The sequence below is a fragment of the Arthrobacter sp. LT660 genome, from assembly GCF_056172845.1.
Genome location: NZ_CM149651.1, coordinates 1,776,836 through 1,790,913 on the forward strand (window position 1 = coordinate 1,776,836; position 14,078 = coordinate 1,790,913).

Consider the following 14,078-nt stretch of genomic DNA (forward strand, 5'->3'; position numbering starts at 1 on the left):
CCCGTAAGGACTGATACAGATGAAACATGCCAAGAAGCCAGCAGGTCTCGGCACGCGATCCGCCGTGGTCGCCAGCCTCTTGGCAGGACTCGTCGGAACGGTGCTCGTGGGAATGGGGGTGAGGGGGGAGGACGCTCCCCCCTCACCCCCGTCGTCCGAGGCAGTCGCCGACGCGAAGCCTTCGACGCCGCCGAACCCGGACGCCGCTTCCGCACCTCAGGCGTCGCCCGAAGCGCCCACCCCGAGCCCGACTATCGAGGATCCGACCACCGCGGATGCCGAACCGGCCCAGCGGGCGCTGCTCATGGAGGCATCCCAGCCGACCAGGCTCCAGATCCCCGCCATAGGCGTGGACACGAATCTCATGAACGTGGGCCTTCAGGACGATGGCACCATCGGCGTGCCGCCGCTGCTCGCCGATTCGCCCGCCGGCTGGTACGACCGGGGGCCAACCCCCGGCGAGCAGGGACCGGCGGTGATCCTGGGGCACGTCACGGCGCTGAACCAGGCAGGGCCGGCCATCTTCTTCAAGCTCGGCGCCTTGCGTCAGGGCGATGAAATCTCCGTGACCCGGGCGGACAACACGGTGGCCGTATTCACCGTGAACCGACTGGTGCAAACGCCGAAACCCGAATTTTCGAGCATGGAAACCTACGGAAACACCGAAGACGCGCAGTTAAGACTAATAACGTGCGGGGGCGAATTCGACAACCGGACCGGACGCCACGCCGACAACATCGTCGTCTACGCCGAACTGACGTCGTCGCACAGCGCCTAGGGGAGCTCCCCGGAATCCGCACGACACATTCGGCACCTAAGCCCCTCCCCCCAGCCCAGAGCCTTGACTTGTGACCCTTTTAAAGATTACCTAATGAACATTCGGTAACTAACGAAGAGGGCACCACATGACCGACGTAGACGTCGAATCCCGCGGCTCCGCCGCCCTCCCCGAGGGCGCACGGCCGAGCCACGCCATCCTCGAAAACGACCACGCCGCGCGGTGGATGGGCATCGAGGTGCGCCGCGTCGCGGACGGACACGCGACCATCTCGATGACGTTGCGCCAGGAGATGCTCAACGGCTTCGGGATCGCGCACGGCGGAATGGTCTTCGCACTCGCCGACACGGCGTTCGCCATGGCCTGCAACCCCGCCGAAGGCTCCGAGGACACGATCACCGTGGCCTCCGGCGTCGACATCAACTTCCTGAAGGCCGGCATCCCCGGCCGCACGCTCACCGCCGTCGCCGACCGCCGCGGCCAAGCCGGCCGCAGCGGACTCTACGACATCGTGGTGCGGCAGTCGGTGCCCGACGGCGAGGACGAGGTCATCGCCGAATTCCGCGGCCGCTCCCGGACCATCCCCAAGCGCTGACACGCGCCGCTCCCCCGCACACCACGCACGAGAAAAGGCCAATGATGACCGAGACGCTTGCCACCCCGGAACTCGCTAACCCGCTGGACCCGGAAGAGACCATGAGCCGGGACGAGATCGAGTCGATCCAACTCGTCCGGCTGAAGGAGACGCTCGCGTACGCCTACGACCGCGTGCCCCTCTACAAGGAGAAGTACGACGCTGCCGGCGTCCACCCGAGCGACCTCAAGGAACTCGCCGACCTCGCCAAGTTCCCCTTCACCGAGAAGGAGGACCTGCGCAAGACGTACCCGTTCGGCATGTTCGCGGTCCCGCAACGGGAAGTCGCCCGCATCCACGCCTCCTCCGGCACGACCGGCCGCGCCACCGTCGTCGGCTACACCCAGTCGGACCTCGACGACTGGGCAAAGCTCGGCGCCCGCTGCCTGCGCCTGTCCGGCGTCAAGCCCGGCTGGAAGGTCCACAACGCCTACGGCTACGGGCTCTTCACCGGCGGCCTCGGCGCGCACGCAGCGGCGGAGCGCCTCGGCACCACCGTCATCCCCATGTCCGGCGGCCAGACCGAAAAGCAGATCACGCTCATCCAGGACTTCCAGCCGGACGCGATCCTCTGCACCCCGACCTACCTGCTCACCATCGGCGACGCCATGCAGAAGGCCGGCATCGACCCGCGGTCCACGTCGCTGAAGGTCGCGGTCCTCGGTGCGGAGCCGTGGACCCAGGAGATGCGCCACGAGCTCGAGGTGATGTTCGACGTCGACGCATGCGACATCTACGGGCTGTCGGAGGTCATGGGCCCCGGAGTCGCGGGCGAGTCCAATCAGACCAAGGACGGCAGCCACATCTGGGAAGACCACTTCCGCCCCGAGATCATCGACGCGTTCGACCCCACCAAGGTGCTGGCCGACGGCGAGCACGGCGAGCTGGTCTTCACCTCGCTGACCAAGCAGGCACTGCCGATCATCCGATACCGCACGCACGACCTCACCCGGCTCCTGCCCGGCACCGCCCGACCGGGGCACCGCCGCATGGGCCGCATCACCGGCCGCAGCGACGACATGATCATCCTGCGCGGGGTGAACCTCTTCCCGTCGCAGATCGAGGAGCTTGCGCTGAAGGTGTCGGGACTGTCGCCGCACTTCCAGCTGGAGATCACCCGACCGAACCGCATGGACGAACTCGCGGTGAAGATCGAACGCCGCGAGGATTGCGCGCCCGAACGGGTCCGGGACGCCGCCGCCGAACTGCAGAAGGCGATCAAGATCAACGTCGGATCCAGCTGCCGGATCGACATCGTCGATCCCGGAACCCTGGCCCGCTCCTCCGGCAAGCTGCGGCGCATCTACGACCTGCGCGACAAGTAGACACCGGAACGTGAAAGTATCGTGCCCATGTCCAACACCGTAAGCAAGACCGCCGGCGCCAAGCGCGGACGCCCCGGCTACGACCAGGGCTCCGTGCTGGAGATCGCCGTACAGGTCTTCAACAGGCATGGGTTCGACGCGACCTCGATGGGCACACTGGCCGACAACCTCGGCATCAGCAAGTCCGCGATCTACCACCACGTGCCGTCCAAGGGCGACCTCCTCCGGTTGGCGCTGGACCAGGCTCTCGTCCCGCTGGAGGCCATCGGCGAGGACAATCGGGCGCTGAACGGCACGTCCCGGGAGCGGCTGGAATTCATTCTGCGGTCGACGATCCGGGTGCTGATCGAGCGCCAGCAATTCGTGACCCTGCTCCTGCGACTGCGCGGGAACACCGAGGTCGAGCGCGACGCGCTGGAACGCCGGCGCGCCGTCGACCGCCGGGTGACCGACGTCGTCGTGCAGGCCCAGGTGGAGGGCACGCTGCGGGCGGACATCGACCCGCGGACCACCACCCGGCTGCTGTTCGGCACCATCAACTCGATGGTGGAGTGGTACCGGCCGGACGGCCCCGTGACCGCTGCGCAGGTGGAGGACAACGCCATTGCGATGATGCTCGACGGGCTGCTCAGCCGCCGCGACTGAGGCCCGCCGGGTCCGGGGCGATACCATCGAAGGCGTGCCCAGCGGGGCACGGACCCTCCGCCGCGGGCGGACCACACCACGTTTTCGATAGGCATATCCCCCTTGGACCACCTCTTTTTCGACCTCTTCGGGCAGGCGCCCGGCGGTTCCAGCGCAACCATCGTCGCCCTCAGCGCGCTCGGCTCGCTCCTGACCGGCGTCGCACTGCTGCTGCTGGCCCGGCGCAGCGACCTGGGCTGGTGGGTACAGATCCTCGCCGTGTTCGCGGGCCCCCTCGCGACCGCCTTGCTGTTCGACGCCACGGGCCTGCTCGCCTCTTTGCCCGCGATGGGGATCGCGGCGTACGGCTTGTGGCGCTTCAGCAAGTACCCGATGGCAGGCCGGTTCCGGCGCGCGGTTCAGGTGCGCGGATTCGCTCCCGCCCAGATGCTGTGGGGCGCGGCGATCGTGGCTGTCTTTACGGTCCTCGGGCTCGGCCCGATGCTGACCAGCGGCTTCGCACTGTCCGGCGGGACGGCGTCGATCTGGTTGAGCATGGTCTTCGGCGCGGTGGTCACCGCGGGCCTCGTCGGTCTTGCCAACGGCGTGCGTTGGGCGTGGCTCGCCATCGCCGCCGCCTCGGTGGCCTACGTCGTCCTCTTCTTCGGCAGCCAACCGGCCCTGGCGACTCTCGCCGGACTGGTCTTCCAATTCGGAGCGTCCGCGTACGGCTGGCGGGTCTGGCGCCAGATGCCGGCCGAGGCGACCGCCGGGCCCGTCGAGGCGTATCCGCCGAGCCCCTACTCCACCTAGACCAACCGTTCGGAACGCCTCTTTTCCGCCGCGTCAACCGAATGTGACTCCCGTCGCGTTCGTGACCGGCGCGCGTCATGGCGACTGCACGGTAACGGCGCGGGGGTTGTACTTTGGGTCAACCACGACCTTTTCGACGCCGGACCTGCCGGCGTGCGGAAGCGCGTGGACAGTGACATTTGATTTCAAAGGCGAAAGAGGGTCACCCAGTGACGCAAACGGCTACTACAACGGCAGCCCCCGCATCGGCAGCGACAATGAAGTCCGCCGGCCACGTCATCGTCGACACCCTGGCGGCGCACGGCGTCGAGCGCACCTACGTGGTGCCGGGCGAGAGCTACCTGGACGTGTTGGACGGACTCCACGCGGCGGAGATCGACACCGTCATCTGCCGCCACGAGGGCGGCGCGGCATACATGGCCGAGGCCGACGGCAAGATGTTCCAGCGCCCCGGCATCGCCATGGTGACCCGCGGGCCCGGCGCCGCGAACGCCCACGTGGGCCTGCACACCGCGTGGCAGGACTCCACCCCGATGGTCCTGTTCGTCGGCCTGATCCCGTTCGCGCACCGCGAGCGCGAGGCCTTCCAGGAGTTCGACATCAAGGCCTGGTTCGACACCGGCGCCAAGCGCGTGATGGTGCTCGACCACGCCGAGCGCGCATCCGAGATCGTCGCCGAGGCCATGTTTGCGGCCATGAGCGGCCGCCCAGGCCCCGTCGTCGTCGGCCTGCCCGAGGACATCATCCGCGAGGAGATCGACGCGACCCTGCACCCGCGCATTCCCGTCGCCTCCGGCGGCATGACCGTCACGGACTGGAAGTCGCTGCAGTCCGCGCTCAAGGAGTCCGAGAAGCCGCTCTTCGTCCTCGGCGGAAACGACTGGACCCAAGAGGGCGCGACGGCCCTGACAGGCTGGCTCGAGGAACACGACATCGCCGCGGCCGTCGAATGGCGCTGCGAGGGAACGATCCCGTTCAGCTCCCCGTCCTACGTGGGGCCGATCGGTTACGGCCGCCCCAAGCCGACCTACGACCTCCTGGAGGAGACCGACCTGCTGGTCTTCGTGGGCACCGTCCCCGGCGACGTGATCACCGACGGCTTCCTGGTCCGCCAGGACTGGAGCAAGAAGAACTTCCTGGTCACCATCGACCCGTCGCTGCGCGGCCGCTCCGGCGCCGTCTCACACCAGATCGTCGCAAAGCCCGACGTGTTCGTCCGCGACCTGGTGAAGATGGATCTGCCGACCCGTCCGGAATGGAAGTCCTTCACCGAGCGCATGCGCAAGGAACAGGTCGCTTTCTCCGCGCCGCAGCCGGCCGGCGAGCCCGACCGCCCGGCGAAGATGGACACCATGATGGCCGCCCTGGTGGCAAGCCTGCCGGAGGACTCCATGGTCACCCTCGGCGCCGGCGAACACACCAACTGGGCGCACCGCTACTTCCCCACTGAACGCTACGCCTCCATGATCAGCGCGCGAAACGGATCCATGGGCTACTCGGTCCCCTCGGCCATCGCCGCGTCGCTGGCCTACCCCGGCCGCCGTGTGGTCACCATCGCCGGCGACGGCGAGTTCCTGATGAACGGCCAGGAGCTGGCGACCGCCGCCCAGTACGGCGCAACCCCGCTGGTCATCGTCATGGACAACCAAGAGTACGGCACCATCCGCACCCACCAGGAGCGGCACTACCCGGAGCGCATCTCCGGCACGCAGCTGAAGAACCCGGACTTCGCCCTCATGGCGCAGGCGTTCGGTGGATTCGGCGTGCGGGTCGAGCGCGACGGCGACATCGCGGGAGCCCTGGCGGATGCGCTGCGGGCCATTGACGAGAACGGCACGTTCGCGCTCATCCACCTGATCGTGGAGCAGCGGGTCAGGGCCTACTAGCCTCCCTGCGCCCGCTGCCACCGGTCAGCCGGCGCCACATCCGGCACGCGGGCACCCCGCGCGACACGGAAAGGGCCCGGAACCCGCCTGATTGAGGCGGGTTCCGGGGCCTTTTCCGTGCCAACTGAGCTCAGAGGCCGCGCACCGGACGGGGGCGTCTGGGGCGGCGGCCAATGTGGCGCCTGCTCATCGGGCTGCGGCCAATGTGGCGCCGGCTAGCCCCTGGAAGCCCAGTCGCGGTAGATGGTGTCTTCCTTCTCCACCAGGGTCAGCACGTCGTAGGTGGCCACGATCTCGCCGTTCTGGTTGTGGATCACGGCGTCCCAGCAGACCTCTCCGTACTCGTCGGTGACGCGCGGGGTGATCTTCTTGGCGGTCAGCGTGATGCGCACGGAGTCTCCGGCGGGAACCGGGGTCAGGAAACGCAGGTTTTCCAGCCCGTAGTTGGCCAGCACCGGTCCCGGCGCGGGCTCCACGAACAGTCCGGCGCCCCAGGACACCAGCAGGTACCCGTGGGCCACCGTGCCGGGGAAGAACGGGTTGGCCTCGGCCGCGGCGGGGTCGACGTGCGCGTAGAACGTGTCGCCCGTGGTGTTGGCGAACGCGGTGAGGTCCTCCTGCGCCACCTGCCGCAGACCGGAGGCGAAGGCGTCCCCGATGCGGAGTTCGGCGAGCGACTTCCGGAACGGGTGCGTTGCGCCCTCGACCCCGCCGAACTCGGTCGCTCCCGCGATGTTTCGGGCGGCGCCGGTGTGCCATGTCCCGGTCACCGCGGTGAGCATGTTCGGCGATCCCTGGATGGCGGTGCGCTGCATGTGGTGCTTGACGGAGCGGATGCCGCCGAGCTCCTCGCCGCCGCCGGCGCGCCCTGGTCCGCCATGGACGAGGTGCGGCACCGGGGACCCGTGCCCGGTGGAGCTGCGGGCCGTCTCGCGGTTGAGGATGTGGACGCGGCCGTGGTGCCCGGAGATGCCGGTGGTCAGGTTGCGGACGGTGTCCGGATCGTTGCTGCACACCGTCGCCACCAGCGATCCCGCACCCTTGGCGGCGAGCCGGACGGCGTCGGCCAGGTCCGTGTAGCCGATGACGGACGTCACCGGCCCGAAGGCCTCCCGGCTGTGGACGGACTCGTTCTCGACATCGTCCCAGGTCAGCAGCAGCGGAGACATGAAGGCGCCGGCATCGACGACGGCGTCTCCCCCGGCTTCCGTCCGGACCACGGGAGCGTCCAGCGTGCCGTAGGCCAGTTCGCCCCCGGCCGCGAGCATCTCCTCAACGGCGCCGCGCACGTCGCGCAGCTGCTCCAGCGACGCGAGTGCGCCCATGGTGACGCCCTCGGCCCGCGGGTCGCCGACCACCACGCGCTCGGTGATCCGCTTGCCGACGGCGGCAACGACGGCGGCCACGAGGTCCTGGGGGACGATGGTGCGGCGGATGGCCGTGCACTTCTGGCCGGCCTTGGAGGTGATCTCCGTGGTGACCGCCTTGACGAAGGCGTCGAACTCCGGTGTTCCGGCGACGGCGTCCGGCCCCAGGATCGCCGCGTTCAGCGAGTCGGTCTCCGAGGTGAAGCGGACGCCGCCCTCGACGACGTTGCGATGGGACTTGAGCATGTTGGCGGTGCCGGCGGATCCCGTGAAGGAGACCATGTCCCGGTAGTCCAGGACATCCAACAGCGTGCGCGCGGAGCCGGAGATCAGCTGGAGCGACCCGGCGGGCAGGAACCCGGATTCGACCATCATCCGGACCACGGCCTCGGTGAGGTATCCGGTGGGCGTGCCCGGCTTGACGATCGTCGGGACCCCTGCCACGAAGGCCGGCGCGAACTTCTCCAGCATGCCCCACACGGCGAAGTTGAAGGCGTTGATCTGGGCGGCGACGCCGGGGATCCGCGTGTAGATGTGCTCCCCCATGAACGAGCCGTCCTTGGAAAGCACCTCCACCGGGCCGTCGGGGATGACGTTGGCGTTCGGCAGTTCGCGGCGGCCCTTGGAGGAGAACGTGAACAGCACGCCGATGCCGCCGTCGATGTCCACCATCGAGTCGATCTTCGTCGCGCCGGTGCGGTAGGAGATCCGGTAGAGCTCCTCGCGCCGCTCGTTGAGGTACTTCGCGAGATCGCGCAGTCGCAACGCACGCTCGTGGAGCGTCAGTTTCCCGAGCTCCGCCTGGCCCACGGTCCGCCCATGCTCGACGACGGCGGCCAGGTCGAGTCCTTCGGTGCTCACGCGGGCGAGTTCCTCGCCCGTGTTCGCATCGAGGACCGCCGTGGCGCCGTCGGCCGAGGCAGGCGTCCACCAACCGTCCTGAACATAGCTGGGAACAAGCTCCGCCGTCTGCGTCGTCATCGTCGACAAGTCCTTCCTGAACGATCGGTCGGTAATCATCACCACAGTAACAGTTGGGAGGGTGCGGCGGACAGCCCACGCCCGGACCGCTCCGCGTCATCCCTAGACATATTTGGGCCGGGCGCACGACGCCGGGGACCTGGTGCACCGCGACTACTCGAGTCGATCCCATGACTCGGTTTGTATTACGTGCCGATTATGTGCCTTTAATGACTCCTTGTTAGGCCAGCCTCATCAACCTACTACGAGGAGCAGGATGAAGACTTCCACCACCGCGGCCCACCGCACCTCGGGCGGCCACACCGGCGGCCCGACGGCCACGCGTCGCGACGAGGCCCGTTTCCTCTCCACGGAAACCCTCACCGCCAGCGAAGCCCTGCTCTCCGGCGAGACCACCGGCACGTACGTCGCCGAGGCGCAGGCGGCAACGCTGCTGGCGGCCCGGGCCATCGCCGATGCCGCCGCCCCGAGCACCGGCCGGACGGCGCCTGAGCTGCAGCGACTGGTGGACGCCGTCGACCTCGCGGATCCGCTCGGCTCCACGGGCGACGCCCTCACCGAGACCGCGGAGCTTTACCTGCGCGACGCCGTCTATTTCCACCACCCGCGCTACGCGGCCCACCTGAACTGCCCGGTGGCCATTCCGGCGGTCGCGGCGGAGGCGCTGGTGACCAGCATCAACTCGTCCATGGACACGTGGGACCAGAGCGCCGGCGCCACGCTCATCGAGCGGCGCCTGGTGGATTGGGCCGCTGGCCTCATCGGCTTCGGCGGCGAATCGGACGGAATCTTCACCGGCGGCGGCACGCAGTCCAACCTGCAGGCGCTCCTGCTGGCACGGAACCACGCGGTGGCGGACGGCACCGGCCCGCTCCCCTCCCGGCTCGGCGTCCTGCGCATCTACGCGTCGGAGGAAAGCCACTTCAGCGTCGTCCGGGCGGCCTCCATGCTCGGCCTGGGCGAAGACGCGGTGGTCTCCGTGCCCGTCGACGACGCGCACCGCATGGACGCCGGCTCCTTGGCGGCGGCGCTGGACGCCGGACGATCGGCGGGCACCCGGGCCATGGCGATCGTCGCGACCGCCGGGACGACGGACTTCGGAGCCATCGATCCCCTGGGCGCCGCCGCCGCCCTCGCCGCCGAACACGGGGCCTGGTTCCATGTGGACGCGGCCTACGGCTGCGGGCTCCTCGTCTCCCGGCGACGCCGCCACCTGTTGGACGGAATCGAACTGGCTGACTCCGTCACGGTCGACTTCCACAAGTCCTTCTTCCAGCCGATCGGCTCCAGCGCCCTGCTGGTGCGCAACGGCGACGCCTTCGCACACATCACCCACCACGCGGACTACCTCAACCCCGCCGCCCAGGCCGGCGCCGTCCCCAATCAGGTGGACAAGTCGCTGCAAACCACGCGGCGTTTCGACGCGCTCAAGCTCTGGGTCACGCTGCGGACGATCGGCGCGGAGGGCATCGGCGCCCTGTTCGACGAGGTGGTCGACCTCGCCGCCGAGGCGGCAACGCTGGTCGCGGCCAGCCCCTCGCTGGAACTCGCGGCGCCTGTCCAGCTGAGCACGGTCGTCTTCCGCTTCGCGCCCCCGTGCGCCGCCGGTGGGGAGACCGCGGGCGGCGGCACCAACGATCCGGCGAACGACGCCGATGCCCGCGCCCTCGACGAGCTGAACGACGGCATTCGCCGCGATCTGCACGCCTCCGGCGAGGCGATGGTCGCCGCGACCACCCTTGCCGGGCGCCGGCACCTCAAACTGACTCTGTTGAACCCGCGCACCACCCTCGCCGACGTGGAGGCTATCCTCGCGGCCGTCGTCGCGTGCGGGAACAGCCGAACGACGGTAGCCGCGGCCGATGCGCCCGCAGTGAAGCAGCCCGCTCCCGGCGCCACGGCCGGAGACCGGGCATGAGCGCCGCCGACCGCGTCTACGACGCCGTCGGAATCGGCGCGGGCCCCTTCAACCTGGGATTCGCCGCGCTGGCCGAGAACGTCCCCGACCTCGACGTGCTGGTGCTCGATGCCAGCGAATCGTTCTCCTGGCACCCCGGCATGATGCTGGAGGGGACTCGCCTCCAGGTCCCGTTCATGGCGGACCTGGTGACCCTCGCGGACCCCACACACCGCCTGTCCTTCCTGAACTACCTCAAGCGCGTCGGCCGGCTCTATCCGTTCTACATCCGCGAGGACTTCTACGCGCTGCGCGCGGAATACGACGCCTACCTGCGCTGGGCGGCGGCGGAACTTCCGGGCGTGCGCTTCGGGCACAGCGTGGAGACCTGCGCGTACGACGCCGGCGTGTACCGCCTGGGTGTCCGCACCGTCGACGGATGGGACACCATCCGCTGCCGCAACCTGGTCCTCGGCACGGGCACCACGCCGCACCTTCCCGACGCGGTTCCGGCGGCCGCGCTCGACTCCGGTGCGGCCATCCACTCCTCCGACTTCCGCGGCCACCGGACGAGGCTTCGTGCCGCGTCCCGCCTCGCCGTCGTCGGCAGCGGTCAGAGCGCCGCCGAGGTTTTCGTGGACCTGCTGGAGAACCTCGGCGAGGGGCAGACACTGTCGTGGGCGACGCGCTCGGACCGTTTCTTCCCGCTCGAATACACGAAGCTGACGCTCGAGATGACGTCCCCGGACTACATCGACCACTTCCACGGGCTGCCGCAGCCCACCCGCGACCGGTTGGCGGCCAGCCAGAAGGGCCTCTACAAGGGCATCAACGCGGACCTGATCAACCGCATCCACGACCTCCTGTACGAGCGCAGCGTCTCCGGCGCGGCCCCGGTGCGCATCATGGCCTCCACCACTCTCGAGTCCCTGGAGCCCGTCGGTCCCGGGACGGCGTGCGCGCCCGCCCTGCGGCTGGGGCTGCGCAACACGGACGACGGCGGCGCGCACCATCTCGACGCCGACGCCGTGGTCCTCGCCACCGGCTACCGCCACCGCGACCCGGAGTTCCTCGACGGAATCGGCGAGCGCCTCCGCCGCCTGCCGGACGGCCGCCTGGACATCGACCGCGCCTACGGCGCCGGAGTGCACGGCGACATCATGGTCCAGAACGCGGAACTGCACACCCACGGCTTCACCGCCCCGGATCTGGGGATGGGCGCCTACCGCAACGCGGTCATCCTGAACCGGCTGGCCGGGCGCGAACACTTCCGGGTGGAACGCCGGATCGGCTTCCAGGAGTTCGGGTCGCCGTCGATCGCCACGGACGGGCCCGCCCGCCCACACCACACAACACCCGACCTCCAGGAGGCCACCCGATGACCGTCCAGACCGAAACCCGCCCCGCCCGGGACGCCGTTGCCGCCACGGAGTTCACGTTCCGACCCGTGGACGCCGACGCCGACGCATCTCTGCTGCACTCCTGGATCGCGACGGAACACGCGCGCTTCTGGGGGATGCCCGACGCCTCGCTGGACGACGTCCGCGACGAGCACCGCCGCATGGACGCCGACCCGCACCACCAAGCGCTGATCGCCCTGCGCGGCGGCCGGCCGGCCTTCCTGCTGGAGACCTACGCTCCGCAGCACTCCTCGCTCGCCGGCCTGTATGCCTGGCGCGACGGCGACGCGGGCATCCACCTGCTGTTGCCGGACCCCGGCGCCGACGGCGGCAAACCCGGCTTCGGGGTGGCCGCCATGGAGGCCTCGCTGGCACACGTGTTCGCCGACCCGGGTGTGCTGCGCGTCGTCGTCGAGCCGGATGTCCGCAACTCCGCGGTGCAGGCCCTGAACGCCCGGCTCGGGTTCCGGCCGCAGGGGCGTCTCGAGCTTCCCGCCGGCCCCGGGACGCCCGCGAAGTCCGCGCAGCTGTCCTTCTGCGACCGCCGCTCCTTCTCCGAGGCCACCGGCCGCCCGTCCACCGTGGCGGCGCACCTCTCCCCCGAACGCTGGGCCGCGGCGAACCGGCACGTGCTGGCCAAGGCCATCGCCGAGTTCAGCCACGAACGCCTCCTGTCGCCGGACGAACAGCCCGACGGCAGCTGGCTGATCGAGGCTGGCCCCGCCGCCTACCGCTTCGCCGCCACGGTCCATCCTCTGCGGCACTGGGCCATCGATTCGGCCTCGATCCGTTGCGAACGCGGCGGCGCCGCCGCAACCCCCGATGTCCAGGAGTTCATCCTCGACTTCCGGGGGGTCCTTGGCCTGTCCGACGACCAGCTACCCGTCTACCTCGAGGAACTGGGCAGCACCCTGGCCGGGCACTGCTACAAGCAGTTGCACTCCACGGCCACGGCGGCGGAACTCGCCGCCGGAACGGGAGATACGTTGGCTGATTTTCAGCGGATCGAGGCCGCCATGACCGAGGGGCACCCGTGCTTCGTGGCCAACAACGGGCGGTTGGGGCTCGGCGCCGGAGACTACCTCGACTTCGCTCCGGAAACCGGTTCGGCCCTGCGTCTGGAGTGGGTCGCCGCGCACGCCTCGCGCGCCGCCTATTCCTCCGTCGTCGGGCTGGACAACGCCCGGCTCCTGGAGGAGGAACTCGGGGACGACGCTGTCCGGGGCTTCCGGGACCGGCTCGCCGCGGCCTGCGCCGGAACGGGGCTGGACCCCGCGGACTACCTGTTCCTGCCGGTGCACCCGTGGCAATGGGAGAACCGGCTCGCGGTGACGTTCGCGGGGGACCTTGCCTACGGGCACCTCGTCCACCTGGGACCCGGGGCGGACCTGTACCAGCCCCAACAGTCCATCCGCACGTTCTTCAACCGCAGCGCCCCCGGGCGCCGCTACGTGAAGACCGCGCTGTCGGTCCTGAACATGGGGTTCCTGCGCGGACTCTCGGCCAAGTACATGGAGGCGACGCCGGCCATCAACGAGTGGCTCGACGCCCTGGTTGCCGGGGATCCCGAACTGCGGGAACGGCGGGTCGAGCTGCTTCGGGAGGTCGCCGCGGTCGGGTACTTCAACCCGTTGTTCCACGCCGCCACGGATCCCGCGTCCGCGTACCGGAAGATGCTGGCCGCGCTCTGGCGCGAATCCCCCGCGGACCGGATCGACGACGGCGAATCCCTCGCGACCATGGCGTCGCTGCTCCACGTCGACGCCGAGGGCCGCTCCTACGCGGCGGCGCTGGTGCGGCGTTCCGGGCTGACGGGGCCGCAATGGCTTCAGCGCTATTTCGACGCCTACCTCGTGCCGCTGGTCCACTGCCTCGTGGCGCACGACCTCGTGTTCATGCCGCACGGGGAGAACGTCATCATGGTGCTGCGGGACGGCGTCCCGGACCGGATGCTCCTCAAGGACCTGGCGGAGGAGGCCGCCGTGCTCGGAGACCGGACGCCGCTGCCGGAGAACGTCTCGCGGATCCGCGCCCACGTGGCCGACGAGGAACGGGCGCTCTCGATCTTCACGGACGTGTTCGACTGCTTCCTGCGTTTCCTGGCCCCGCTCCTGGAGCGCGAGGGGATCGTCGACGCCGACGGGTTCTGGGGCGCCGCCGCGGAGCGGCTGGAGGCCTACCGCGCGCGGCATCCGGATTTGGAGGCCGAGTTCGACGCGCTCGGGCTCTTCGACGAACGGTTCCGGCTCTCCTGCCTGAACCGCCTGCAGTTGCGCAACAACCAGGCCATGCTGGACATCGCGGACGCCGCGGCGGGACTGATCTACGCGGGGACGCTGGAGAACCCGCTGGCCGGGCGCCGCCGCTCCTGAC

10 protein-coding genes are annotated in these 14,078 nt (G+C 69.5%); 9 read left to right on the forward strand and 1 reads right to left on the reverse strand.

Going from position 1 to position 14,078, the window contains the following annotated elements:
- Positions 1-19 precede the first annotated feature (19 nt).
- The 6 genes from AC0QSG_RS08225 to AC0QSG_RS08250 all read left to right on the forward strand — a co-directional run bounded on the left by AC0QSG_RS08225 (position 20) and on the right by AC0QSG_RS08250 (position 6,060).
- Positions 20-778, forward strand: coding sequence for a class F sortase (locus tag AC0QSG_RS08225; RefSeq protein WP_475377252.1), 759 nt, complete (start codon positions 20-22; stop codon positions 776-778).
- A gap of 127 nt (positions 779-905) precedes the next feature.
- A complete protein-coding gene (paaI, locus tag AC0QSG_RS08230) occupies positions 906-1,373 on the forward strand; it encodes a hydroxyphenylacetyl-CoA thioesterase PaaI (RefSeq protein ID WP_435727184.1) in 468 nt (155 codons plus the stop codon).
- 44 nt (positions 1,374-1,417) lie between these two features.
- Positions 1,418-2,737, forward strand: coding sequence for an AMP-binding protein (locus tag AC0QSG_RS08235; RefSeq protein ID WP_435727185.1), 1,320 nt, complete (start codon positions 1,418-1,420; stop codon positions 2,735-2,737).
- 27 nt (positions 2,738-2,764) lie between these two features.
- Positions 2,765-3,382: a TetR/AcrR family transcriptional regulator gene (locus AC0QSG_RS08240; RefSeq protein WP_475377253.1), complete on the forward strand. Its 618-nt coding sequence runs from the start codon at positions 2,765-2,767 to the stop codon at positions 3,380-3,382.
- Positions 3,383-3,484: 102 nt separating this feature from the next.
- Positions 3,485-4,174 (forward strand): nicotinamide mononucleotide transporter, encoded by a 690-nt coding sequence (locus tag AC0QSG_RS08245; protein WP_475377254.1) that lies wholly within the window; start codon positions 3,485-3,487, stop codon positions 4,172-4,174.
- A 257-nt stretch (positions 4,175-4,431) separates the two neighbouring features.
- On the forward strand, positions 4,432-6,060 hold the full coding sequence (locus AC0QSG_RS08250; protein WP_475377293.1) for a thiamine pyrophosphate-dependent enzyme: 1,629 nt from the start codon (positions 4,432-4,434) through the stop codon (positions 6,058-6,060).
- Positions 6,061-6,275: 215 nt separating this feature from the next.
- On the opposite strand, the gene paaZ is transcribed toward AC0QSG_RS08250, so the two are convergent.
- Positions 6,276-8,408, reverse strand: a complete 2,133-nt coding sequence (gene paaZ / locus AC0QSG_RS08255; protein ID WP_475375017.1) for a phenylacetic acid degradation bifunctional protein PaaZ — start codon at positions 8,406-8,408, stop codon at positions 6,276-6,278.
- Positions 8,409-8,664: 256 nt separating this feature from the next.
- Here paaZ and AC0QSG_RS08260 point away from each other — a divergent pair, with 256 nt between their 5' ends.
- From AC0QSG_RS08260 to AC0QSG_RS08270, 3 genes are read left to right on the forward strand one after another with little or no spacing between them, the layout of a single operon-like run.
- On the forward strand, positions 8,665-10,326 hold the full coding sequence (locus AC0QSG_RS08260; RefSeq protein WP_475375018.1) for a pyridoxal phosphate-dependent decarboxylase family protein: 1,662 nt from the start codon (positions 8,665-8,667) through the stop codon (positions 10,324-10,326).
- Positions 10,323-11,687 carry a lysine N(6)-hydroxylase/L-ornithine N(5)-oxygenase family protein gene (locus AC0QSG_RS08265; RefSeq protein WP_475375019.1) on the forward strand — a complete coding sequence of 455 codons (1,365 nt, stop codon included), beginning with the start codon at positions 10,323-10,325 and terminating at the stop codon, positions 11,685-11,687. The genes AC0QSG_RS08260 and AC0QSG_RS08265 overlap by 4 nt, the downstream gene beginning before the upstream one ends.
- Positions 11,684-14,077, forward strand: coding sequence for a GNAT family N-acetyltransferase (locus tag AC0QSG_RS08270; RefSeq protein ID WP_475375020.1), 2,394 nt, complete (start codon positions 11,684-11,686; stop codon positions 14,075-14,077). Before AC0QSG_RS08265 ends, AC0QSG_RS08270 begins: the two co-directional genes overlap by 4 nt.
- The last annotated feature ends 1 nt before the right edge of the window (position 14,078 follow it).